This is a genomic window from Microbacterium sp. BH-3-3-3, assembly GCF_007679045.1.
GTDB classification, from domain to species: Bacteria; Actinomycetota; Actinomycetes; order Actinomycetales; family Microbacteriaceae; genus Microbacterium; species Microbacterium algihabitans.
The window spans coordinates 1304062-1326676 of the sequence record NZ_VEFS01000001.1; the positions used below are offsets into that span (position 1 = coordinate 1304062).

The following is a 22615-nucleotide window of genomic DNA, read 5'->3' on the forward strand; positions in this document are numbered from 1 at the left end:
GGGGTCGAGACCGCGGAGCCTGCGACCCCTCAGAGATCGAGCTGCCAGAGCGCCTGGGTCGTCGTGACGCGCAGCGCGTCGGCGGCGTCGGCGAGCGCGCGCTCCGCGCCCACGACCTCGCTCATCGAGAAGACGCGCGATCCGACGGCGTCCGCGCCGACGGCCCCGGCGATGACGACCGCCGGCACCCGGTGGCGAGCGGCGACCGAGAGCACGTGCCCCGGCCCCTTGCCCGCGATGCTCGTGGCATCGAAGGCCCCCTCCCCGGTGAGGGCGAGGTCCGACTCGGCGAGCGCTTCGCTCAGTTCGAGGGCATCCGCGACGAAGGCCGCACCGTCGACGACCTCGGCGCCGGCCGCGAGAAGGGCGCCCGAGAGACCACCGGCGGCCCCCGACCTCGGCACGACCGAGACGTCGAGTCCGAAGCGCTCGGCCCAGTCCGCGGCATCCGCCCGCAATCTCTCCGTCAGGCGCTCGACGAGTTCGGCGTCGGCGCCCTTCTGGGGGCCGAACACCTCGGCCGCGTGCACGAACGTGGTGGTCGTGTCGGTGAGTACCGTCACCTGGCCGGGGGCGAACGGCACGTGGTCGCCGAGCGCCTCGATCGCCCCGCGGCCGCCGTCGGTCGCCGCGACGCCGCCCGTGCCCACCACGATGCGGATCGACCCCGAGTCGAGCGCGAGCCCGATGAGCTCGCCGACGCCCCGCGTCGTCGCGCCCCAGGGGTCATTGGCCTCCGCTCCTCCGGCGAGGACGAGTCCGGATGCCGCTGCCGACTCGATCACGGCGGCTCGACCGTCGAGGCGCCAGGCCGCGTGCACGGGTTCGCCGAGCGGTCCGGTCACCTCGTCGTGGACGTTGGCCCCGCCGAGGGCGTCGAGCGTTCCGTCTCCGCCGTCGGCCATCGGCACGATCGCGATCTCGGCGCCGGGCCATCGGTCGCGCACGGCCAGGGCCATGGCATCCGCCGCCTCTCGCGCGGTCAGCGTGCCCTTGAACTTGTCGGGGGCGATGACGATGCGCATGGGCGTCCTCTCAGCGGACTGCTGACGGCGCAGCCCCGTCCATCTTGCCCCGAGCTGTCGCGCAGGCTCAGCGATCCGCACATCGTCAGCCCGGAGGCCGCGAACCCGACCGATTTTCTGCAGATCGCTGAGGTTGCGCTCCGACGCTGCGGGAGACCCCGGGCATGTCGGCGGTCCCAACTAGACTGACTGGCGTCCGGCCCCTGCGATCTTGGAGCTCAGCCGCGTGACCACCCCGAACCCCGCCGCCCGTACCGCTCTTGCGGACACCGTCGACAACGCGATCGCCACGCCCGAGAAAGAGCAGCCCTACGGCGCTCTCGGTCTGAAGAGCGACGAGTACGCGAAGATCCGCGAGATCCTGGGCCGCCGCCCCACCAGCGGCGAGCTCGCGATGTACTCGGTCATGTGGAGCGAGCACTGCTCCTACAAGTCGAGCAAGATCTATCTCCGTCAGTTCGGCCAGAAGGTCAGCGACGAGATGAAGACCCGCCTCATGGTGGGCATGGGTCAGAACGCCGGCGTCGTCGACGTGGGCGACGGCTGGGCGGTCACCTTCAAGGTCGAGTCGCACAACCACCCCAGCTACATCGAGCCCTTCCAGGGCGCGGCCACCGGCGTCGGCGGCATCGTGCGCGACATCATCTCGATGGGCGCGCGCCCGGTCGCGGTGATGGACCAGCTGCGCTTCGGCGCGATCGACCACCCCGACACCCCGCGCGTCGTGCACGGCGTGACCAGCGGCATCTCGTTCTACGGCAACTGCCTGGGCCTGCCGAACATCGGCGGCGAGACCGTGTTCGACGCGGTCTACCAGGGCAACCCGCTCGTCAACGCCCTCGCGGTGGGCGTCATGCGCCACGAAGACATCAAGCTCGCCAACGCCACCGGCGTGGGCAACAAGGTCGTGCTGTTCGGCGCCCGCACGGGTGGCGACGGCATCGGCGGCGCGAGCATCCTGGCATCCGACACCTTCGCCGACGGCGGACCCACCAAGCGCCCCGCGGTGCAGGTGGGCGACCCGTTCGCCGAGAAGGTGCTCATCGAGTGCTGCCTCGAGCTGTACCGCGACGACCTGGTCGAGGCGATCCAAGACCTCGGCGCCGCGGGCATCTCGTGCGCCACGAGCGAGCTCGCCGCCAACGGCGACAGCGGCATGAAGGTCGAGCTGTCGAAGGTGCTGCTGCGCGACCCCTCGCTGACGCCCGAAGAGATCCTCATGTCGGAGTCGCAGGAGCGCATGATGGCGATCGTCGCGCCCGAGAAGCTCGACGCGTTCCTCGCCGTCGTCGGCAAGTGGGACGTCGAGACCAGCGTGCTCGGCGAGGTCACCGGAGACGGCCGCCTCGTCATCGACTGGTACGGCGAGCGCATCGTCGACGTCGACCCCTCGACCGTCGCGGTCGACGGCCCCGTCTACGAGCGCCCGGTCGCGTACCCTACGTGGATCGACGCGCTCAACGACGACAGCGCCGCGAAGCTGGAACGGGCGACGGATGCCGACACCCTCCGCGACCAGTTCACGACCCTCGTCGCGAGCCCCAACCTCGCCGACACCTCGTGGATCACGAACCAGTACGACTACTACGTGCTCGGCAACACGGCGCTGAGCTTCCCCGACGACGCCGGCATGATCCGCGTCGACGAGGAGACCGGTCTCGGCTTCGCGATCGCGACCGACTGCAACGGCCGCTACAACCAGCTCGACCCCTACAACGGCGCGAAGCTCGCCCTCGCCGAGGCGTACCGCAACGTCGCCGTCACGGGTGCCGTGCCCACGGCCGTCACCGACTGCCTCAACTTCGGCAGTCCCGAGAACCCCGAGGTCATGTGGCAGTTCAGCCAGGCCGTCGAGGGCCTGAGCGACGGCTGCCTCGAACTCGGCATCCCGGTCACCGGCGGCAACGTCTCGTTCTACAACCAGACCGGCGACCAGCCGATCCACCCGACCCCCGTCGTGGGCGTCCTGGGCATCATCGACGACGTCGCGGCCCGCATCCCCAGCGGATGGCAGGACGCCGGCGAGAACCTCTACCTGCTCGGCGTCACCGCCGACGAGCTCGACGGCTCGCAGTGGGCGGGCACGATCCACGATCACCTCGGCGGACGCCCGCCGAAGGTCGACCTCGCCATGGAGCGCAAGCTCGCCGAGCTGCTGCAGGCCGCAGGATCCCAGTCGCTGGTCTCGAGCGCGCACGACCTGTCGTCGGGCGGTCTTGCTCAGACCCTCGCCGAGGGCGTCATGCGCTTCGGCGTCGGTGCCCGCGTCTGGATCACCGAGCTCATGGAGCGCGACGGCGTGGATGCCACGGCCGCCCTGTTCAGCGAGTCGACCGGCCGCGTGCTGGTCAGCGTGCCCCGCGAAGAAGACGTGAAGTTCCGCGGACTCTGCGACGGCCGCGGCTACCCGGTGCTGCGCATCGGCGTGACCGACGTCGAGCCCGGCACCGAGGCCACCCTCGAGATCCAGGACGTCTTCACCGTTCCCGTCTCGGAGCTGCGCCGCCTCTCGAACGAGACGCTCCCCGCGGTCTTCGGGCCCACCGTGTCGGAGCCGGTGGCCTGAGCCCCGGGCCCCGGCCCTGCCCCGCACCCCCGCAACGACGAGAGGAGACGCGCGATGACCGATGAAGACGACGACATGACCGTGTTCAGCGACAAGCGTCAGAAGCGCGTCAAGATCACCGCGTGGGTCGTGATCGGCGCGCTCGTGCTCACCGGCGGCGGCGCGACGGTCATCTCGCTGATCCTGGGCTGAGCCCCGCGATCCCCACATGAGGGCGTTGCGGGTGGCTTGCGGATTCCGGCCTGACGCCCAGCGTGGTGTCGGAGGCCCGTCGTAGCATGGGCACGTGGAACCGCTGATGGCCCTGTTGGTCGACTGGTGGTGGATCGGCCCCGCGGCGGCCGGTGCGGGCACCGTCGGCTGGATCGGCGTGCGCCGCTCACGCCAGCGCGCGCTTCCCGCCGGCACCACGACCACCACCGATCGCGCCGCCCGTGCGTGGGCCTCGCGTCCGCTGGGCAAGTCGGCCGCCCGCCGTCTCGAGCTCGACGCGGCGACGCTCGACCTGCAGACCGCCCGCACGGCGGTCATGCGCGGCCGCGCCGAGATCAAGGTCGCCGACGCCGAGGTCGTGCGCGCGCAGGCCGAGCGCGCGGCATCGCGCGTCTCGAACGACCAGGTGGCTGCCGCCCGGGCACGACTCGCCGACGCGCAGCGCGACCTGCGCGCGGCCATGGCCGAGGTGCGGGCGCGGCGTGCGGGCGTGAAGGCGGCGAAGGCGATGCTCCCGGCGATCCGCTCGGGCAGCGCGCCCCTGCCTGTCGCGCGATTGCTCGCCGAGCACGACGCGATCCTGATGCGCTGGATGACCTACGAGACCGACCCGGCCCTCGCGATCGATTACCCCCAGATGAGCGACTCCCGCTCTCCCCTGCTCGCCGAGTTCCTGCGCGCGCACGAGCGGGCGCAGTGGCTCCGGCCGGCCTCGGTGCAGACGCGCCTGGCTCCCGCCGACTTCCTCGCTTATCGCGACGCCGTGCGTCGCACCGCCCACGCCTTCGATCGCGCCGAGCGTGCCGCGCGCCGTGGCGGAGAGCAGCCGCGGCTCGAGGCCGACGACGCGTGGGGCCGCATGGCATCCGACCTCGCCGAGACCGCGCAGCGCGCTCTCGCACGGTCGATGGAGTCGGTCGGTCGGGCAGCCGCTCGCAGCTGGAGCGAGCGCGGCGCGAAGCGCGCGCAGAAGAAGACTCCGGATGCCGAGGCCCCCCGGCCGCAAGACGGCTCGGTCTGGCCGCCTCCCGCACGAGACCGGCCGCGTCCGCCCGCTTCCTGAGAGGGGCCGAGAACAGCGGCGTAGCATGGCGCCGTGAATGAGTTCTGGACCTTCGCCGGGCACTACTGGTGGCTCGTGTTCCCCGTCTTCGGGATGACGATGGGTGCCATCAACGCGCGCGTGAAGCATCGCGAGGTCACGGCTCGACGCCGCCACCGCGAGCAGCTCGAGCTGCTGAAGGCCCAGGGTGGAACGATGGCCGTCTCGACTGCCGGCGGTGCCGGTGCGGCCGCGCCGATCGGTGCGGCATCCGTCGCCTCCCGCGAGAGTACCCAGAAGCGCGTCGTCGCCGCGCAAGACCAGGTGACCCACCGGTGGCTGGAGTACGAACTCGACGCCGCCAAGCTCATCAGCTACCCCGCGATGAGCGACGGGCGCCAGCCGCTCACGGCCGCCTTCCTGCGCGCGAAGAAGGTCGCCGACAACCTGCGTCCCGCCGACGGCGAGATCCTCTCGCCCGAGCAACTCAAGGAGTACCGCGACGCCGTCACCGACTACGAGGTCGCCTTCGACGTGGCCGAGCGCGACGCCCGCCGCGTGAAGGATGCCGCCTTCACCGCCGATGAGCGCAAACGCCTCGACACCGCGAATAAGCTGCTCACGGTCGCCACCGACCAGGCCGCGACCCGCAACGAGCGACAGCTCGCCTACCGCCGCGTGCGCGAAGAGCTCGACGGCCTCATCCTGCTGTCCGACGACGCCGTCGACGTGCTCGAGAAGAAGGTCGCGCTCGAGCTCCCCCGCGAGCGCTCGACGCCCCCGGCATCCGGACCCTCGGCGGAGGCCGCGCCCGGCTCCGTCGCCTGATCCTGCGGGCGCCAGGCTCACCAGAATCAGACGATCGCGACAGAGTCGGACCGCCCGGCCTGCGGCGTCCCCCCGCGGGTATGCGAACCCGATTCACCGGGTGAATCGGGGCGCCACCCCCGTCAGCGCGCCCGACGAATGCGCACCGGGCCGCGCGCCGTGGTCACGTCGACCACCTCGCCCTTCTGCGTGACCTCGACCTCGCCGAGCTCGACCAACGATCGCGCGGCGTCGCGTGCGGGCTGCATGAGGTCGCGCCAGTCGTCGCCGCCGACCAATCGCGCCGCCTCGGAGGGGCAGATGGTCTTGTCGGCGTCGCGCGCGGCGAGCAGTTCGCGGATGGATGCCACGAGGCGGGGATCCGCAGCAGATGACGAGGCCATGTGTCCAGTGTCCCCCCGCGAAAAGGGGCCGGGGCCAGACTGTCCCGGTGATCACCGAGCGCCACGCCCCCGACCTGCCCGGACGCGCCGTCATCGCGCAGCGCTGGAACCGCGCGATCTTCGTGCACTGGCGCATCGATCCGGCGGAGGTCGCCCCCCTGCTGCCCCCGGGGACGCGTCCCGATGTGCACGACGGTTCCGCCTGGGTCGGGCTCGTCCCCTTCGTGCTGAGCGAGTTCCGGTTCCTCCCGCTGCCCCCGGTGCCGTTCGTGGGCTCGTTCACCGAGATCAACGTGCGCACCTACGCCGTCGACGACGAGGGCCGTCGCGGGGTCGTGTTCCGCACCCTCGAGGCCGAACACCTCGCCCCGGTGCTCGCGGCGCAGGCATTGTTCGGCCTGCCCTACCGCTGGGCGCGCGCGGGGGTACGCGCCGACGGCGCGCGGATCGAGTACCGCTCGCGGCGCCACGGGGGTCGGCATCCGTCGACCCGGGTGCGGGCGACTCTCGGCACCGAGACGGTCGACACCCCGCTGTCGCGCTTCCTCACCGCGCGGTGGGGGTTCCACGAGCGACACCTCGGCCGCACGATCTGGGCGGCCAACGCGCACGAGCCCTGGCCGCTCGTGACCGCCGAGCTCGAGGCGCTCGACGACGACCTCGTCGCCGACTCCGGCTTCCCCCAGCTGGCGGGACGCACGCCCGACTCGGTGCTGGCCATGCCCGCCGGCCACCCCGGTTTCATCACGCGTTTCACGGGGGCGCACGCGATCGCCTGAGGCGAGGACTGGCAAAAGTCTTTCACCCGCCTGCGGGTCAACTTCATCTACCCACCCCAGTGACGGGATGTATACGTTCGAGATGGAAGAAACAGCGACTACAGGCGCTGACACTCCCCTGATATGGAAGGAATGTCATGCCCACTCTCAAGCACACAACACTCGGGATCGTCGTCGCTCTGGCGTTCGTCGCCTTCGCCCCTCATCCCGCCCTTGCCGCTGAAACCGCATCGTCAACTCCGCAGGAGACCTTCAACGAGTTCGTTGACGACCTCGCGCTTGCCCCCGCCGGGAAAGAGGAGATTGAGAACTATTTCGCGTCCCTGCCCGAGGCAACGCAGGAAGCAGCAGCAGCAGACCCCTCGACACTCTTCACCTACCCGGAGCCGAGCTCGACTGTGAGCCAAGTCTCGACTACGTCCTCGGGCGAGCATCGGGTTTCCTGTTCTCGGGCCCGGCTGTCCGAACTCTCCAGGTGAACAACCGGCAGGACGTCGAGATCGCCGGCGTCACGCTGATCACATTCAGTCTGAGCCACACCTACGAGGCGCGCGGTGGCTCTGTCACAAGAAACATCGCGTGCAACGGAGCGGCCTCAGGCGTGATCAGCGCATCGTCCTCTCCTTCGACTTGGATCTCGCAAGGCCGAGGAACATGCGAGATTCGCACGAAGGCAAGCGTCTTCGTGAAGGGGGTGCCCTTCCAGTTCACCAAGGTGCACTCGGTCACCACGCAAGCCGGCAATCCCGCCCGGGTCGACGGCAGAATCTACACGGCATGACAGCACAGAGCCGCGCTAGCGTGACCCGTTTGCGCTGGTGGCCAGTAGGCCTGACTGCCGTCGCGATGGTCGCACTGGTTGCTCCACTGCCCACCGGCTGGAACGGTCTTCTCCAAATGGCGGCCGTCGTCCTCGCTGTCGTGGCCCTCTGCGTCGCTCGCGATCGAACGACGCGTGTGATCGCGGCGGCCGTCATCGTCGTCGTCGGGGCCGTGATCTGCGTCCACCTGACGAGCTACGTCGCCGCTGCGCAGTTCGAAGGCACGTTCTCCGACGACGCCGTCCTCGTCGAGTGAACACCGGTTGACGCCGATGGCCCCCTCCGCGCGACGGCGGAGAGGGCTTCGGGCGGAACGCGTCAGTCGCGCTGCGTCGAGAACGCCTCGGGGTACTTCTCGAGCCAGGCGTCGACGGCTTCGGCCTCGCGGCCCTCGCCGTACTCGTTCACCACGAGGTCTTCGAGCGAGCCGTACTGCTCGTCGTCGAGCTGGATGCCCTCGATGAGCTCAGCGGCATCCGGGTACTTCTCGGCGAAGCCCGACGTGCCGAGGAAGTGCAGCGCCTCCGGGTCGCCCATCAGACCCTGGGGGTCTTCGAGGTCTTTCACGTCGTAGGCGTCGTTGGCCCAGAACGGACGCCACAGCGTGACGGCGATGTCCTTCTGCGCCGAGATGGCGTTGTCGAGCTCGGTGAGCATCGCCGCGGTCGACGAGGTGACGAGTTCGAAATCGCTGTTGAGGCCATAGCCGGGCAGCATGGTCTCCTGCGTCTGCTTTGTCAGGCCCGCGCCCGGCTCGATGCCGTAGATGCGGCCGTCGAAGCGGGCCGCGTTGGCCTTGAGCTCCTCGATCGAGTCGATGTCGACGTAGCTGGGCACCGCGATCGTGAGCTTTGCGTTGTCGTAGTACGCGCCGAGGTCTTCGATCTTGTCGCCGTAGCGGTCCATGTACGACTTGTGCGTGAGCTCGGGCCACGCCGAGGGGTAGATGTCGACGTCACCCTGGGCGAGACCGGTGTACAGGGGGCCGGCCTCGGTGAGCGTCTGCATCTCGACGTCGTAGCCGAGCTTGCCGAGCTGGTCCTCGAGCAGGTACGCCGTGCTCAGACCGTCGGTCCACGAGGGCAGGAAGCCGAGCGTGATCGTGCCCTTCTCGCCGCCGCCGCCGGTGCCGCCTTCGGCCTGGTTTCCGCTGGCGCAGCCTGCGAGGGCGAGGGCGCCCAGGGCGCCGAGGGCGAGGGCTGAGGTGAGGTGTCGCGTGTTCATTGCTGTGTTCTCTTCCGTTTCGTATGTGATTCCGTGGGTGCCTTCCCGCGTGAGGGGTCGATTCCTGTCGCCTATCGCGTGCAGAAGCGACAGAAGATGACCCCTCACGCGGAGAAGAAGGGGGCGGATGCCGGAGCTCAGCGCCCGGCCGACACCGGGGTGCGGCGGGTCGGCGTCTGGTCGCGCTCGATGGAGTCGGCGGCATCCGGAGTCGAGGCCGCGGACGTCGCGTCAGCCGCGCGCGCGGCACGGCGACGGCCCAGCACGCCGAGCAGCGATCCGGTGTTGTCGGCGCGGTTGCCGAGCGCGGCGGTGAGGCGGTCGAGGTAGACCGCGAGCACGACGACGCTGAGGCCGGCTTCGACGCCCTTGGGCAGGTTGACCGTCGAAATCGACTCGACGACTTCCTTGCCGAGGCCGTCGGCTCCGACGATGCCGGCGACGACCGCCATCGACAGCGCGAGCATGATGACCTGGTTGATGCCGGCCATGATCGTCGGCATCGCGAGCGGCAGCTGGATGCCGCGCAGGATCTGGCCCGGTGTGGCACCGAAGGCGTGACCGGCCTCGACGGTCTCGGAGTCGACGCCCCGGATGCCGAGCTCAGTCAGACGCACGCCGGGGGGCAGCGCGAAGATCACGGTCGACACGACGCCGGGCACGACGCCGATGCTGAAGAACGTGATGGCGGGGATGAGGTAGACGAAGGCGGGCATCGTCTGCATGAAGTCGAGGATCGGCTTCAGCACTGCCCGCACCGTGGAGTTTCGCGCCGACCAGATGCCGAGCGGCACCGAGATCGCCACGGCGACGACCGTCGCGACGAGCACGAGGGCGAGGGTCTGCATCGCGGTGACCCACTGGCCCATCGCGAGGATCAGCGCGAAGCCGATCACGGTGCCGAGCGCGAGCTTCCACGAGCGCAGGAGCCAGGCGAGCAGAGCCGCCACGACGATGACGACGACGATGGGGGCGGCGAGCAGCATGTCGCTGAGACCGCCGACGAGGAAGCGCACCACGAGGGCGATCACGTCGAACAGGCCGGAGAGGTTGTCGCGGAGCCAGTCGACTCCGGAGTCGACCCAGACGCCGACGGGAATGCGGAAGCCGTTCATCGGGCGACCTCCTGGTTCTCGAGCGACGTGGCATCCGGCGCATCGAGCACCGCGTCGATCTCGGCGGAGGGCAGGGGCTGGGGCAGCACGGTGAGCTCCTCGGTCGAGGTGGGTCCGGGGCCGAGCGCGGCGAGCAGCGTCACGCGCGGGATGACGCCGCTCAGACGGCCCTCGGTGTCGAGCACGGCCAGCGGGAGCGGCGACTCGACCGAGGGGACGAACAGGTTCATCAGCACCTCGTCTTCGTGCACACTCTGCGGCAGCGGCTTGAGCTTCGACAGCAGCGAGCTCTCGCCGGCGCGCACGAGCTTCATGGCGTCGCGGTCGGTGATGATGCCGAGCGGCTTGCGGTCGCGGTCGGTGACGTAGACGGCCGACATGTAGGCGTCGCGCATCTGGCGCAGCGCCGTGCGCGGGCCGGCCGAGGCCTCGACGCGCGGACGCGGACGCTCCATGACGTTGCCCGCGGTGAGCACGCGGGCACGGTCGACGTCTTGCACGAACTGCTCGACGTAGTCATTGGCGGGGTCGGTGAGGATGTCTTCGGGCGTGCCGATCTGCACGATGCGCCCGTCGCGCATGACGGCGATGCGGTCGCCGAGGAACATGGCCTCGTTGAGGTCGTGGGTGATGAAGACGATCGTCTTCTTCAGCGTGCGCTGCAGCTCGAGCAGCTGCTCCTGCATCTCGCGGCGGATGAGCGGGTCGAGGGCGCTGAACGCCTCGTCCATCAGGAGCACGTCGGTGTCGGCGGCGAGGGCGCGGGCGATGCCGACGCGCTGCTGCATTCCGCCCGACAGCGCCGAGGGGAGCTTGTCGCCCCAGCCCTCGAGGCCCACGAGGTTGAGGATCTCGTTCGCCTTCGCGAGCCGCTCGGCCTTGTCGACGCCGCGCAGTTCGAGCGGGTAGGCGACGTTGGCCGCGACCGTCCGGTGCGGGAGGAGCGCGAAGTGCTGGAAGACCATCGCGAGACGGTCGCGGCGCAGCGAGCGCAGACGCGACGAGCTCACGCCGGTGAGGGCGTCGCCCTGCACCTCGACGGTTCCCGCGGTGGCCTCGTGCAGGCCGTTCAGCATGCGGATGATCGTGGACTTGCCGGAGCCGGACAGGCCCATGATGACGAAGATCTCGCCGGGCTGGACCTCGAAGCTCGCGTCGATCACGGCGGCGGTCCCCTGCTCGGAGACCTCGCTGCGCGAGGAACCGGCGCGGAGTTTCTCGACGGCGGCCTGAGGAGCGCGGCCGAAGACCTTGAACAGGTTCTTCGCCGCAAGGGCGGGTGTCGATAGGGCAGGCGGGTGGGTCACTGTGTGCACCTCAGCGGCCTTCGGGTGGCCGCAGCGGTCACGCCCGGGTGGCAGCCGTCTGCGCTCTCCGGGGGGAGGAGCGCGTCAGCGCCGGACATCGGATCCGGCGCCCAGGCCGCCGACCGTACGCTCACCGGTTCGACTCCCCCGAGTCGTCACCGGCGACCGCGGACTGGTCGGGTGGGCGGCCCCGTCAAGGGCCTCCACCAACGTTTCACGCCCATGGATCGCCTGGCAAATCGCCGGTCGGCTTGAGATCGCGGATGCCGTGTGGCACGCGCGCACGTGTGAATCGGTGCGGTCCGGTGGTGGGGGTCGACCGTCGCTGCTCGAGGCCCGGGCGTGTCGCGACGCCTCTTGCGCGAAGGCTCGGGGATGTGGCATCCGGAACCTTCCGCGCCCGGCGGCAGGGCCAAACCGGGCGGGGCGTCAGTCGGCGGCGGGCTGCTCCGCGGCCGAGCGGTGGTGGCGGATGACCTCGGCGACGACGAAGTTGAACCACTTCTCGGCGAAGACCGGATCGAGGTCGGCGTCTTCGGCCAGACGCATGAGCCGAGCGATCTGCTGCTCTTCGCGGGCGGGGTCGGATGCCGGCATGCCGTGCTTCGCCTTGAGCACCCCGACCTGCTTGGTGCAGCGGAAGCGCTCGGCCAGCAAGAAGATCAACGCGGCGTCGATGTTGTCGATGCTGCCCCGCAGCCCCTGCAGGATGGTCGAAGCGTCGGCGTCGGTCATGTGGCCTCCCAGATCGCTCCGACCCTACCGCGCCGCGCGCGCCCCCGAGCGCGGCTCCCAGGGAGTCCTACAGTGGCACCATGAGCCGATCGACGCGCCCCGACCCCACCGCCGAAGGCGCGGACGCCGGGGCGTCCACCTCGCGCGACCGACCGATGTGGTCGGCGCTGTCACGGCCCTATGCGGCGGGGTTCTTCCTCACGCTCGGCGGTCTGACCGCCCTTCTTCTCGCCCTGGCTCTGGGCAAGCTCTCGACGGTGCTGATCTATATCGCGATCGCGCTGTTCGTGGCCCTCGCGCTCGACCCCCTGGTGCGCCTCCTCGTGCGCCGCGGGCTCTCGCGCGCGTGGTCGATCGTCATCGTGTTCGGCGGCCTGGCCGTCATCCTCGCGGGGGCGCTCTGGCTGCTGATCCCGCCGGTCGTGCGGCAGGTCGAGCAGTTCGTCGGTGACATCCCCTCGTTCGTGAACGACCTGATCGACAGCGAGGCCGTGCGCTGGGTCGAGACCAACTTCGGCGACAGCCTCGGCGACATCCTCAAAGAGATCCAGAACTTCGCCACGAACCCGTCGAACATCGCCGCGATCGGCGGCGGCCTGCTGCAGGTCGGCATCGGGATCGGCGAGTTCATCTCGGGCGCGATCATCGTGCTCGTGCTGAGCCTGTACTTCCTGGCCTCGCTGCCGAAGATGAAGAACAGCCTCGTGCGCCTCAGCCCCGCTCGAAGCCGCGAGACCGTCGCCGACATGACGGGGCAGATCACCGACTCGGTTGGTGGCTACCTCGCCGGCATGGTCGTGCTGGCCCTGTGCAACGCGGTGTTCGCGTTCATCGTGTTGACGATCCTGCAGCAGCCGTTCGCCGCCCTGCTCGCAGCACTCGCCTTCGGCATCACGCTGATCCCCCTCGTCGGATCCGTGCTCTTCTGGGCGACGGCGACGCTGTTCACTCTGCTAGTGAGCCCGACGGCCGGTCTGTGGTTCGCGGTGATCTATCTCGCGTACATGCAGGTCGAGGCATACGTCCTGACGCCCCGCGTGATGAACCGCACGATCTCGATCCCCGGCGCGCTCGTCGTCATCGGCGCACTCGTCGGCGGCACGCTGCTCGGCCTGCTCGGTGCGCTGGTTGCGATCCCGGTGACGGCCTCAGTTCTGCTGATCATCAAGCAGATCGTGATTCCGCGCCAGGACGCGAAGAAGTAGCCCGCGCGCGACCAGAGCGCGCGCAGGCTCAGCGCCGGGGCAGCAGCCGCGTCGGCGACGGCGACGGCGTGCGGTGTCGCACGCGACCGGGCACCCCGGTGCGGGCGTCGAGCGGGAGCGACACGATCTCGTCGGCGAGCTGACCCGCGACGAGCAGCATGTCGTCGACCACCACGTGGTGTCGGGGCCAGTGCGTGCCGGTTTCGGCGAGCGCGAGCAGCTGCAGGGCTTCACCGCCGCCGCGCACCGACAGCACGCCGACGGTGTCGCTGCCGCGCACGCCGGCGTAGAGCGTGGTTCCGTCGCGGCCCATGCTGAGCTCTGCGGCGGTGTCGGTCTCGAGCGAACCGAGCAGCGGCTCCCCCGACACGACACTCCAGCGTCCCTCGCGGTCGGCGCCCAGCACGAAGACCTCGCGACTGAGCTCGGTCACGACGTAGAAGAAGCCCGACGGATGCCACAGACCGTGCCGCGGTCCGCTGCCTTTCGGCAGCACGACCTCTTGCACGAGACGCAGGCCCTGAGCGCCGGAGCGCCAGAACCGCACGAGGTCGAGCCCCATGTCGGTGGTGGCGATGAGGCCGCCCGGCAGGAAGGTGGCCTGGTGGGCCCGCGAGACGCGATCACCCGCGAGAGCCTCTTCCGACTCGGCATCCGTCTCGGGCACGTCGTCGTAGCCGGGCACGAGGTGCGAGAACTCCTCGCCGACCGCTTCGCGCACCGCGCGCGCGGCCGCGGCCAGATCGGGCACGACCGCGCCCGAGACGCGTGCGCCCGTCGACTGGGTCGGCCCCTCGGTCGACGAGCCGTACGGGTCGACAGCCTCCGCGGCGATCTGCGGGCGGGAGGGTCGCCCGGCGGCGTCGAGGTCGATGCGCACGATGCGACCGTCGCCCCAGCAGCTCGCGATGAGGAACGACGCGTCGGGAGAGACGGCCACGTGGCACACCGCGGCACCCGCGTCGACGGGCGCGCTGACCGCCGCGAGCCGCGTCTCGGACGTCCGCCGATAGGCCTGCACCGTGCCGTCGGACTCGAGGGCCGCATAGAGCAGGTCGTGCGTCGGGTGCGCCGCGATCCACGACGGCGAGCCGGGCGCGGCCACGGCCGTGCCGACCATGCCCAGCGGACCACCGGCGCTCTGCGCGTCGGCCTCGCCCGCCTGCAGGATGCCAATGCCCTCGGCCGAGCCCGCGTCGGAGGCGTACGCGCCGACCCAGAAGCGCATCAGTCGATGAGGTCGTGGCGCACGATCACCTGATCGCGGGCCGGGCCCACGCCGATGACCGAGATGCGGGTTCCGCTCATCTTCTCGAGCGCCAGCACGTAGTCCTGCGCGGTCTGCGGCAGGTCTTCGAACGTGCGCGCCGACGAGATGTCTTCGCTCCAACCGGGGAAGTTCTCGAGGATGGGCTTCGCGTGGTGGAAGTCGGTCTGGTTGACCGGGAGGTCGTCGTATCGAACGCCGTCGACGTCGTAGGCGACGCACACGGGGATCTGCTCGAGACCGCCGAGGATGTCGAGCTTGGTCAGCACGAGGTCGGTGATGCCGTTGATGCGCGTCGCGTAGCGCGTGATGGGCGCGTCGTACCAGCCGACGCGGCGCGGGCGACCGGTGGTCGTGCCGAACTCGAACCCGCGCGAGCGCAGCCAGTCGCCGCTCTCGTCGAACAGCTCGGTCGGGAAGGGGCCGGAGCCGACACGCGTCGTGTAGGCCTTGACGATGCCCACGATGCGGTCGAGGCGGTTGGGGCCGACGCCCGAGCCGGTCGAGGCGCCGCCGGCGGTCGCCGACGACGAGGTCACGAACGGGTAGGTGCCGTGGTCGATGTCGAGCATGGTGGCCTGGCCGCCCTCGAACACCACGACGTCGCCGGCCTCGAGAGCGTCGTTGAGCAGCAGCGAGGTGTCGGCGACCATGGGGCGCACGCGCTCGGCGTACGACAGCAGGTCGTCGACGACCTCGTCGGCCGTGATCGACCGGCGGTTGAAGATCTTCACCAACAGGTGGTTCTTGTGGTCGAGGGCGCCCTCGACCTTCTGGCGCAGGATGTTCTCGTCGAAGAGGTCTTGCACGCGGATGCCGACGCGGTTGATCTTGTCGGCGTAGGCCGGGCCGATGCCGCGACCGGTGGTGCCGATCATGCGCTTGCCGAGGAAGCGCTCGGTGACCTTGTCGAGCGTTCGGTGGTACTGCGTGATGATGTGCGCGTTGGCGCTGATCTTCAGGCGGCTCGTGTCGAGGCCGCGCGCGTTGAGCGCCTCGAGCTCGTTGAAGAGCACCTCGAGGTCGACGACGACGCCGTTGCCGATCACGGGGTTGACGCCCGGAGACAGGATGCCGCTGGGGAGCAGGTGCAGCGCGTACTTCTCGTCGCCGATGACGACGGTGTGGCCGGCGTTGTTGCCGCCGTTGAACTTCACCACCCAGTCGGTGCGCTCACCGAGCAGGTCGGTGGCCTTGCCCTTGCCTTCGTCGCCCCACTGGACGCCGACGATCACGATTCCGGGCATGAGTGCTCCTCGCATGTTGTCCGGCGGTACACCCCATCCTATCGAGCGGGTCCGACACGGCCCCGCGCAACCCCGGCCCGCCGGGCGTGCACCTCGCTAGCCTGGGCGCATGATCCGCTCTCGGGGATGGGCCACCGGCTGGAACGCGGCGCGCGTGGTGATCGCCGCGCTCATCGTCGTCGCGGTCGTGGCGCAGTTCGTCTCGACGTTCAACGAGGCCGTCGCCCGAGGTCGCGACACCACGACGGTGGTCGCCAACTTCTTCAGCTTCTTCACGATCCTCTCGAACGTGTCGGCGGCGATCGTGCTGGTGCTGCTGGGCGTGCGGTTCTTCGCCCGACGACGCCGCGTCGAGGTCGATCCCGCGGGGCTCGCGACCGCCCTCGCCTTCGTGTCGACGTACATGATCGTCACCGGCATCGTCTACAACCTGCTGCTGCGCGGGCTCCCCCTGCAGCCCGACACCGTCGGCTGGTCGAACGAGATCCTGCACGTGTGGGGGCCGCTGTTCCTTCTGCTCGACGTGCTCCTCGGGCCCGGCCGACGCCGGCTGGCCTGGGCGGCGGCCTTCGGCGCGGCGATCTTCCCGATCGCGTGGATCGTCTACACGCTGCTGCGCGCGCCCATGATCACGAACCCCACGACGGGTGCGCCCTACTGGTACCCCTACCCCTTCCTCGACCCCAACTCCGGCGGGTGGGGGAGCGTGGTGGTCTACATCATCGTGATCGCGGTCGCCATCGTCGCGTTGGCCTTCGGGGTGGTCGCGATCGGGCGGGCACGCGGCATCCGGATGCCGAGCACGCACGCGACCTGACGGCTGCGACGCCTACCCTGGGACGCGTGCGTACCCGACTGATGTCCGCGGCCCTGGCCGCCTCCGCCCTGCTCCTGCTCGCCGGCTGCGCGTCGGGCACCTCCGGCGATGCGGCTCCCGCACCCGCCTCGAGCGCTGCATCGGGCGACTGCTCGTACGCGGCGTCGGGTCAGGCCGCGGCCGACGCGACCCCGCCCGCCGACGGCGCCGACCGCCCCACCGGCGACATCGCCGCCGCGCTGCAGACCTCCGCGGGCGACATCCCGATCACTCTCACGGGCGAGCGCACCCCGTGCACCGTCGAGAGCTTCGTCTCGCTCGCGCAGCAGCAGTACTTCTCGAACACCGAGTGCCACCGCCTCACCACCGAGGGCATCTTCGTGCTGCAGTGCGGCGACCCCACGGGCACCGGACGCGGCGGTCCCGGCTACCGCTTCGCCGACGAGCTCGACGGCGGCGAGACCTACCCCGCCGGCACGGTCGCGATGGCCAATGCCGGCCCCGACACCAACGGGTCGCAGTTCTTCCTCGTGTACGAGGACACCCCGCTGCCGGCGAAGTACACGGTGTTCGGCACGATGTCGCCCGAGGGCCTCGCCGTCGTGCAGAAGATCGCACAGGCCGGAACGGCGGGCGGCGCCTCCGACGGCGCTCCGGCGAACCCGGTCACGATCACCGGCGTGACGATCGGCTGACCCCTTCTCCCCCGCCCCCGCGGGGGCGCGAGTTCTCCACCGAATCGGGTCTCGGCATCCGCCCGCTCTAGACTTGACGGCATGTCCAAGGTCCTTCAGTCCCTTCCCGTCGGCGAGCGCGTCGGCATCGCGTTCTCGGGTGGTCTCGACACCTCGGTGGCCGTCGCGTGGATGCGCGACAAGGGCGCCGTGCCCTGCACCTACACGGGCGACCTCGGGCAGTACGACGAAGACGACATCGCCTCGATCCCGGGCCGCGCCACGCAGTACGGCGCCGAGGTCTCGCGCCTGGTCGACTGCAAGACCGCGCTCGTCGAAGAGGGCTTCGTCGCCCTCGCGTGCGGCGCCTTCCACATCCGCTCGGGCGGACGCACCTACTTCAACACCACGCCGCTGGGCCGTGCCGTCACCGGCACCCTGCTCGTGCGCGCGATGAAAGAAGACGGCGTCGACATCTGGGGCGACGGCTCCACCTACAAGGGCAACGACATCGAGCGGTTCTACCGCTACGGCCTGCTCGCCAACCCCGCGCTGCGCATCTACAAGCCCTGGCTCGACGCCGACTTCGTCACCGAGCTGGGCGGGCGCAAAGAGATGAGCGAGTGGCTCGTCGCGCACGACTTCCCCTACCGCGACAGCGTCGAGAAGGCGTACTCGACGGATGCCAACATCTGGGGCGCCACGCACGAGGCCAAGACCCTCGAGCACCTCGACGTCTCGCTCGAGATCGTCGAGCCCATCATGGGCGTGCGCTTCTGGGACCCCGAGGTCGAGATCGAGACCGAAGACGTCACGGTCGAGTTCGAGGCCGGTCGCCCCGTCGCGATCAACGGCACGCGCTTCGCCGACCCCGTCGAGCTCGTGCGCGAGGCCAACAGCATCGGCGGCCGCCACGGCCTGGGCATGAGCGACCAGATCGAGAACCGCATCATCGAGGCCAAGTCGCGCGGCGTGTACGAGGCCCCGGGCATGGCCCTGCTGTTCCTGACCTACGAGCGTCTGGTCAACAGCATCCTGAACGAAGACACCCTCGCGACCTACCACGAGCAGGGTCGCCGCCTCGGTCGCCTCATGTACGAGGGCCGCTGGCTCGAGCCGCAGTCGCTCATGCTGCGCGAGTCGATCCAGAAGTGGGTCGGGTCGACCATCACCGGTTCGGTCACCGTGCGCCTGCGCCGCGGCGAGGACTACACGATCCTCAACACCGTGGCATCCGGAATGTCGTACTCGCCCGAGAAGCTCTCGATGGAGCGCGTGGGCGACGCGGCGTTCGGCCCCGTCGACCGCATCGGTCAGCTCACCATGCGCAACCTCGACATCGCCGACTCGCGCGCGCGTCTCGAGCAGTACGCCGCGATGGGCCTGCTCGGCGGACCCACCGGCGAGCTGGTCGGCGACGTGACCGCGGGTGGCGCGCAGGAGATCACCGAGTCGGCCTCGCCGCTCGACGCGGCCGGCGAGCGCCTCGCAGACGCGACGGATGCCGCGGGCGAAGGCGCCGCGTTCGACTCCGGCACCGACTGACGACACCTTTCGATGAGAGCCCGCGGCGCCCGCATCGGCCCGGTGGCTTCGACAGGCTCAGCCACCTCTGCCCCACTGCTCACCGAGGTCCCTGAGCCGCGCACCCAGGTCCCTGAGCCTGTCGAAGGGACCGGACCCCGCACCCGCGAGCACCGAGGTCCCTGAGCCTGTCGAAGGGACCGGGCCCCACTGCAGCCGCCCGGGGGCTTCGACAAGCTCAGCCACCTCCTCGTGCTCACCCAGGTCCCTGAGCCTGTCGAAGGGACCGGGCCCCACTGCAGCCGCCCGGTGACTTCGACAAGCTCAGCCACCTCCGCCCGATCCCCCACCATCCGCCCGGTGGCTTCGACAAGCTCAGCCACCTCCGCGGATAAGTTGCACACCCGCGTGCACTTTCGGCGTACACTGGTCATCCGTGAGCACCCCCACCCGCCGCGACGCCATCGAGAACCGCGCCGGCATCCTCAGCGCCGCCACCGCGGCGATCGGCCACGACCCGCGCGCCTCGATCGACACGATCGCCCGCCGCGCCGGCCTCTCGCGCCGCGCCCTCTACGGCCACTTCGACGACCGCAACGCGATCGTGCGCGAGGTCATCGCCGCAGGCGCCGCCCGCTTCAACGCCATCGCCGACGAGATCGACGACGCCGACTCCCGCGTCGCGCTCGCCCGCCTGGCATCCGAACTCTGGCGTGAAGCCGCCCACGTGCAGGCCGCCGCCGCCCTCGCGCTCGACGACGCGCACCTCGCCGAGACCTCCGCCGCGCTCGCCCCGCTCCGCCGTCGCATCGTGGCGATCGTGCGCCGCGGGCAGGACGCCGGCGAACTGCGCACGGATCTTCCCGCGCCCACCCTCGCGCGCCTCCTCGAAGAGACCGGCCGCATGGTCGTCGCCCGGGTGGACGCCGGCTCCTCGACGGCCCGCTCGATCGCGGTGTGCGCCGTGCTCGGCATCGCCGGGCTCTCGTGGACCGAAGCGCGCGCTCTGCTGGAGCAGCACCCCGACCTGGAGGCGCAATGAGAATCGTCCTGACCGCCGTGGCGAAGGGCCGCGCGCAGAGCGTGCTGCCCGAGACCACCACCGCCTTCGAGACCGGCTCGGCCACGCTCGTCGTCGCCGAGACCGAGCAGCGCCCCACGGTGCTGGGCCTCGTGGCATCCGGCCGCATGAAGATCGACAGCGGCTCCGTCACGATCGACGGACGAGCGGATGCCGGCGCCCTCCGCCGCCGCGTCGCCCTGGTCGACGCCCCCATCGTGTCGGAGCCCGAGGCGAACGTCACCGTCACCGGCGTCGTCGCCGAGGAGCTGATGTTCGCGGGGCACGCGCCCACCCCCTTCGCCGCGGCGCGGTGGCTCGAGGGCATCGGCCTCGACGCGATCGCGGGTCTTCCGATCGGCAACGTCGAGCCCGCGGCCCGTGTGCGCCTGCTGCTCGAGCTCGCCGCGCTCCGCACCGACGTCGAAGGGTTCGTGCTGGTCGCCCCCGACCGCCACGGCGGCGAGCCGCTGGACTGGTGGCGCATCGCACAGGAGTTCGCCGAGCGCGGGTACGCCGTGCTCGTGGTGGCCGGGCACGCCTCGCGCACAGCGATCGACGCCCTCGACGAGACCGCGGAGGCCGCGCGATGAAGATCCCCCAGATGATCACGGCCGAACTGCGACGGCTCACCTCCACCCGCATGTCGGTCATCGCGCTCATCGCGCTGTTGGCCGTGCCCATCCTCTACGGCGGGCTCTACCTGTGGGCCAACCAGGACCCGTACGGCAATCTCTCGAGCGTGCCGGTCGCCCTCGTGGTGAACGATCAGGGCGCCGAGGTCAACGGAGCCGAGCGCAACCTCGGCGACGAAGCGGCCGACCAGCTGCTCGACAGCGACACCTTCGAATGGCATCGCGTCTCGACCGAGCAGGCCGACCAGGGCCTGCAGCGCGGCGACTTCGACTTCGTGGTGACGCTCCCCTCCGACTTCACCGATGCCGTCGCCTCGCTCTCGAGCGACAGCCCGCGCCAGGCCGACATCGAGCTGCGCACCAACGACGCCAACAATTACCTCGCGTCGACGATCGGCACCCAGGCCGTGGCGCGCATTCAGGCCTCCGTCGCGCAGAAGGTCGTCGACGAGGCCGGCCTCACCCTGCTCGACGCTCTGCACACCATCCGCGTGCAGCTCGTCGACGCCACGACCGGCGCGACGCAACTGGTCGACGGTCTCGGCACCGCGAAGAACGGATCATCGCAGCTCGTGAGCGGCTCGACGCAGCTCGCCGACGGATCCGCCCAGCTCGCCGACGGAACCGCACAGTTGTCGGCCGGCGCCGCCCAGCTGAAGGACGGCACCGCGCAGCTGCGCGACGGATCCGCCCGCGTCGCCGACGGCGCCCAGCAGGTCGCCGGCGGTGTGGACCGCATCGACGCCGCCGCCCGCCAGGTCGGCTCGATCGCGGGCGACGCCGCGGCCCAGCTTCCGCAGGCGCGCTCCGACATCGCGAAGGCCCTGACCGACGCCGGGCTCGACAAGGCCCGCGTCAACGAGATCCTCTCGCGCCTCGACCCCGTCGGCGACCGCCTGCAGAGCGCCAACACGCGGGTGCAGGACACCGTCGCGCAGATCAACCAGCTCGACGACGGCGCGCGCCAGGTGGCATCCGGAAGCGCCACCGTGGCCGCCGGAGCCGCCAGCGCCGCCGACGGGGCCTCGGCTCTCGCCGATGGCGCGGCGTCCGCGGCATCCGGAGCCTCTCAGCTGCGCGACGGATCCGCCCAGCTTCGCGACGGCGCGACCCAGCTCGACGACGGCATCGGACAGCTCTCCACCGGAGCCACGCAGTTGCGCGACGGGCTCGCCGCCGGTGTCGACCAGATCCCCGACTCCGACGACGCGACGCGCCAAGCGCAGGCCGCAGCGATCTCCGACCCGGTCGCGGTCGGCACGAGCTCGGTCACCAAGGCGCAGAACTACGGCGCCGGTCTGGCGCCGTTCTTCGCGGCCCTGGCCGGCTGGATCGGCATCTACGCGCTATTCCTCATCGTCAAGCCGGTGTCGAAGCGCGCGATCACCGCTCTGCGCTCCCCCATCCGCGTGACGCTCGCGGGCTGGCTCACGCCCGCGGGCCTCGGGGCCCTGCAGATGGTCGGCCTGTTCACCGTGCTCGCAATCGCGCTGCAGTTCTCGTTCGCGAATCCGTGGGCGGCCCTCGGCATCCTGCTGTTCGCCTCGGCGACGTACGCGGCGATCGTGCTCGCGCTGAACGTGTGGCTCGGTTCGGTCGGTCAGTTCCTCGGACTCGTGCTCATGGTGCTGCAGCTCGTCACGGCCGGCGGCACGTTCCCCTGGCAGACGCTGCCCGCGCCCCTCGCGGCGCTGCACCACGTGCTGCCGATGGGGTACGTGGTGGATGCCATGCGGCAGGTCATGTACGGCGGAGACCTCACGCGGGTCGGCCCCGACCTGCTGGTGCTGGGCGCGTGGATGGTCGGCGGCGTGCTGCTGGCGGCGATCGGCGTGACGCGCATGACACATCACCGCACGCTGCGCGACCTGCAGCCGAGCCTGATCGGCTGAGGCGCGGGGCGGGACCTCGTGCACCGAGGTCCCTGAGCCCACCGAGGTCCCTGAGCCCACCGAGGTCCCTCAGCCCACCGAGGTCCCTCAGCCCACCGAGGTCCCTGAGCCCACCGAGGTCCCTGAGCCTGTCGAAGGGACCGGCCCCGCGTGGTCCCGGTGGCTTCGACAAGCTCAGCCACCTCGCATCCGCCCACCCAGGTCCCTGAGCCACCTATCCCCCGCCCCGCGCGGCACCCCGGTGGCTTCGACAAGC

Annotated in this window: 23 protein-coding genes; 15 read left to right on the plus strand and 8 right to left on the minus strand. The window is 70.5% G+C overall.

Features of this window, described 5'->3' with window-relative positions:
* Nucleotides 1-29: 29 nt before the first annotated feature.
* Nucleotides 30-1025 carry a glycerate kinase gene (locus FS769_RS06105; protein WP_144830743.1) on the minus strand — a complete coding sequence of 332 codons (996 nt, stop codon included), beginning with the start codon at nt 1023-1025 and terminating at the stop codon, nt 30-32.
* 226 nt (nt 1026-1251) lie between these two features.
* Between FS769_RS06105 and purL the strand changes: the two genes are divergently transcribed.
* From purL to FS769_RS06120, 4 genes are all read left to right on the plus strand, one after another.
* Nucleotides 1252-3591 carry a phosphoribosylformylglycinamidine synthase subunit PurL gene (purL, locus tag FS769_RS06110; RefSeq protein ID WP_144830746.1) on the plus strand — a complete coding sequence of 780 codons (2340 nt, stop codon included), beginning with the start codon at nt 1252-1254 and terminating at the stop codon, nt 3589-3591.
* A 54-nt stretch (nt 3592-3645) separates the two neighbouring features.
* Nucleotides 3646-3783, plus strand: a complete 138-nt coding sequence (locus FS769_RS16780) for a hypothetical protein (RefSeq protein ID WP_164481587.1) — start codon at nt 3646-3648, stop codon at nt 3781-3783.
* A 94-nt stretch (nt 3784-3877) separates the two neighbouring features.
* Complete coding sequence (locus FS769_RS06115; RefSeq protein ID WP_144830749.1) at nt 3878-4867, plus strand: hypothetical protein; 990 nt, start codon at nt 3878-3880, stop codon at nt 4865-4867.
* 33 nt (nt 4868-4900) lie between these two features.
* Nucleotides 4901-5674, plus strand: coding sequence for a hypothetical protein (locus FS769_RS06120; protein ID WP_144830752.1), 774 nt, complete (start codon nt 4901-4903; stop codon nt 5672-5674).
* 122 nt (nt 5675-5796) lie between these two features.
* Here the strand turns inward: FS769_RS06120 and FS769_RS06125 are convergent, their stop codons facing one another.
* Nucleotides 5797-6057, minus strand: a complete 261-nt coding sequence (locus tag FS769_RS06125; RefSeq protein WP_144830756.1) for a DUF3253 domain-containing protein — start codon at nt 6055-6057, stop codon at nt 5797-5799.
* 47 nt (nt 6058-6104) lie between these two features.
* On the opposite strand from FS769_RS06125, the gene FS769_RS06130 reads away from it, so the two are divergent.
* From FS769_RS06130 to FS769_RS06145, 4 genes are all read left to right on the plus strand, one after another.
* Complete coding sequence (locus FS769_RS06130; protein ID WP_144830759.1) at nt 6105-6836, plus strand: YqjF family protein; 732 nt, start codon at nt 6105-6107, stop codon at nt 6834-6836.
* A 137-nt stretch (nt 6837-6973) separates the two neighbouring features.
* Nucleotides 6974-7315 (plus strand): hypothetical protein, encoded by a 342-nt coding sequence (locus FS769_RS06135; protein WP_144830761.1) that lies wholly within the window; start codon nt 6974-6976, stop codon nt 7313-7315.
* Complete coding sequence (locus tag FS769_RS06140; protein ID WP_144830763.1) at nt 7312-7617, plus strand: hypothetical protein; 306 nt, start codon at nt 7312-7314, stop codon at nt 7615-7617. The genes FS769_RS06135 and FS769_RS06140 overlap by 4 nt, the downstream gene beginning before the upstream one ends.
* Nucleotides 7618-7733: 116 nt before the next feature.
* Nucleotides 7734-7913, plus strand: a complete 180-nt coding sequence (locus FS769_RS06145; protein ID WP_144830766.1) for a hypothetical protein — start codon at nt 7734-7736, stop codon at nt 7911-7913.
* A 62-nt stretch (nt 7914-7975) separates the two neighbouring features.
* On the opposite strand, the gene FS769_RS06150 is transcribed toward FS769_RS06145, so the two are convergent.
* The 4 genes from FS769_RS06150 to FS769_RS06165 form a co-directional block, all read right to left on the minus strand.
* Nucleotides 7976-8881 (minus strand): glycine betaine ABC transporter substrate-binding protein, encoded by a 906-nt coding sequence (locus FS769_RS06150; RefSeq protein WP_144830770.1) that lies wholly within the window; start codon nt 8879-8881, stop codon nt 7976-7978.
* Nucleotides 8882-9018: 137 nt separating this feature from the next.
* A complete protein-coding gene (locus FS769_RS06155) occupies nt 9019-9996 on the minus strand; it encodes a proline/glycine betaine ABC transporter permease (RefSeq protein ID WP_144830773.1) in 978 nt (325 codons plus the stop codon).
* On the minus strand, nt 9993-11303 hold the full coding sequence (locus FS769_RS06160) for a glycine betaine/L-proline ABC transporter ATP-binding protein (RefSeq protein WP_144830777.1): 1311 nt from the start codon (nt 11301-11303) through the stop codon (nt 9993-9995). Before FS769_RS06160 ends, FS769_RS06155 begins: the two co-directional genes overlap by 4 nt.
* Nucleotides 11304-11732: 429 nt before the next feature.
* Complete coding sequence (locus FS769_RS06165) at nt 11733-12038, minus strand: chorismate mutase (protein ID WP_144830779.1); 306 nt, start codon at nt 12036-12038, stop codon at nt 11733-11735.
* An 80-nt stretch (nt 12039-12118) separates the two neighbouring features.
* On the opposite strand from FS769_RS06165, the gene FS769_RS06170 reads away from it, so the two are divergent.
* Nucleotides 12119-13243 (plus strand): AI-2E family transporter, encoded by a 1125-nt coding sequence (locus tag FS769_RS06170; RefSeq protein WP_144830782.1) that lies wholly within the window; start codon nt 12119-12121, stop codon nt 13241-13243.
* A gap of 28 nt (nt 13244-13271) precedes the next feature.
* Here the strand turns inward: FS769_RS06170 and FS769_RS06175 are convergent, their stop codons facing one another.
* On the minus strand, nt 13272-14471 hold the full coding sequence (locus FS769_RS06175; protein ID WP_144830785.1) for a beta-propeller fold lactonase family protein: 1200 nt from the start codon (nt 14469-14471) through the stop codon (nt 13272-13274).
* Nucleotides 14471-15757, minus strand: a complete 1287-nt coding sequence (locus tag FS769_RS06180; protein ID WP_144830788.1) for an adenylosuccinate synthase — start codon at nt 15755-15757, stop codon at nt 14471-14473. Before FS769_RS06180 ends, FS769_RS06175 begins: the two co-directional genes overlap by 1 nt.
* Before the next feature lie 109 nt (nt 15758-15866).
* Between FS769_RS06180 and FS769_RS06185 the strand changes: the two genes are divergently transcribed.
* From FS769_RS06185 to FS769_RS06210, 6 genes are all read left to right on the plus strand, one after another.
* On the plus strand, nt 15867-16574 hold the full coding sequence (locus tag FS769_RS06185; protein WP_186325438.1) for a Pr6Pr family membrane protein: 708 nt from the start codon (nt 15867-15869) through the stop codon (nt 16572-16574).
* 26 nt (nt 16575-16600) lie between these two features.
* Complete coding sequence (locus tag FS769_RS06190) at nt 16601-17269, plus strand: peptidylprolyl isomerase (protein WP_260979706.1); 669 nt, start codon at nt 16601-16603, stop codon at nt 17267-17269.
* Nucleotides 17270-17350: 81 nt separating this feature from the next.
* Complete coding sequence (gene argG, locus FS769_RS06195) at nt 17351-18793, plus strand: argininosuccinate synthase (RefSeq protein ID WP_144830791.1); 1443 nt, start codon at nt 17351-17353, stop codon at nt 18791-18793.
* Between the two features lie 415 nt (nt 18794-19208).
* Nucleotides 19209-19814 carry a TetR/AcrR family transcriptional regulator gene (locus FS769_RS06200; RefSeq protein ID WP_144830794.1) on the plus strand — a complete coding sequence of 202 codons (606 nt, stop codon included), beginning with the start codon at nt 19209-19211 and terminating at the stop codon, nt 19812-19814.
* Nucleotides 19811-20425 (plus strand): hypothetical protein, encoded by a 615-nt coding sequence (locus FS769_RS06205; RefSeq protein ID WP_144830797.1) that lies wholly within the window; start codon nt 19811-19813, stop codon nt 20423-20425. Before FS769_RS06200 ends, FS769_RS06205 begins: the two co-directional genes overlap by 4 nt.
* Nucleotides 20422-22359, plus strand: a complete 1938-nt coding sequence (locus tag FS769_RS06210; protein ID WP_144830800.1) for a YhgE/Pip domain-containing protein — start codon at nt 20422-20424, stop codon at nt 22357-22359. The genes FS769_RS06205 and FS769_RS06210 overlap by 4 nt, the downstream gene beginning before the upstream one ends.
* Nucleotides 22360-22615: the final 256 nt, after the last annotated feature.

Coding starts and splice junctions, on each gene's coding strand:
- FS769_RS06150 (WP_144830770.1), bottom strand. CDS start 8,881: ATGAACACGCGACACCTCACCTCAGCCCTCGCCCTCGGCGCCCTGGGC.
- FS769_RS06210 (WP_144830800.1), top strand. CDS start 20,422: ATGAAGATCCCCCAGATGATCACGGCCGAACTGCGACGGCTCACCTCC.
- FS769_RS06175 (WP_144830785.1), bottom strand. CDS start 14,471: ATGCGCTTCTGGGTCGGCGCGTACGCCTCCGACGCGGGCTCGGCCGAG.
- FS769_RS06145 (WP_144830766.1), top strand. CDS start 7,734: ATGGCGGCCGTCGTCCTCGCTGTCGTGGCCCTCTGCGTCGCTCGCGAT.
- FS769_RS16780 (WP_164481587.1), top strand. CDS start 3,646: ATGACCGATGAAGACGACGACATGACCGTGTTCAGCGACAAGCGTCAG.
- FS769_RS06135 (WP_144830761.1), top strand. CDS start 6,974: ATGCCCACTCTCAAGCACACAACACTCGGGATCGTCGTCGCTCTGGCG.
- FS769_RS06125 (WP_144830756.1), bottom strand. CDS start 6,057: ATGGCCTCGTCATCTGCTGCGGATCCCCGCCTCGTGGCATCCATCCGC.
- FS769_RS06165 (WP_144830779.1), bottom strand. CDS start 12,038: ATGACCGACGCCGACGCTTCGACCATCCTGCAGGGGCTGCGGGGCAGC.
- FS769_RS06180 (WP_144830788.1), bottom strand. CDS start 15,757: ATGCCCGGAATCGTGATCGTCGGCGTCCAGTGGGGCGACGAAGGCAAG.
- FS769_RS06105 (WP_144830743.1), bottom strand. CDS start 1,025: ATGCGCATCGTCATCGCCCCCGACAAGTTCAAGGGCACGCTGACCGCG.
- FS769_RS06185 (WP_186325438.1), top strand. CDS start 15,867: ATGATCCGCTCTCGGGGATGGGCCACCGGCTGGAACGCGGCGCGCGTG.
- FS769_RS06155 (WP_144830773.1), bottom strand. CDS start 9,996: ATGAACGGCTTCCGCATTCCCGTCGGCGTCTGGGTCGACTCCGGAGTC.
- FS769_RS06205 (WP_144830797.1), top strand. CDS start 19,811: ATGAGAATCGTCCTGACCGCCGTGGCGAAGGGCCGCGCGCAGAGCGTG.
- argG (WP_144830791.1), top strand. CDS start 17,351: ATGTCCAAGGTCCTTCAGTCCCTTCCCGTCGGCGAGCGCGTCGGCATC.
- FS769_RS06170 (WP_144830782.1), top strand. CDS start 12,119: ATGAGCCGATCGACGCGCCCCGACCCCACCGCCGAAGGCGCGGACGCC.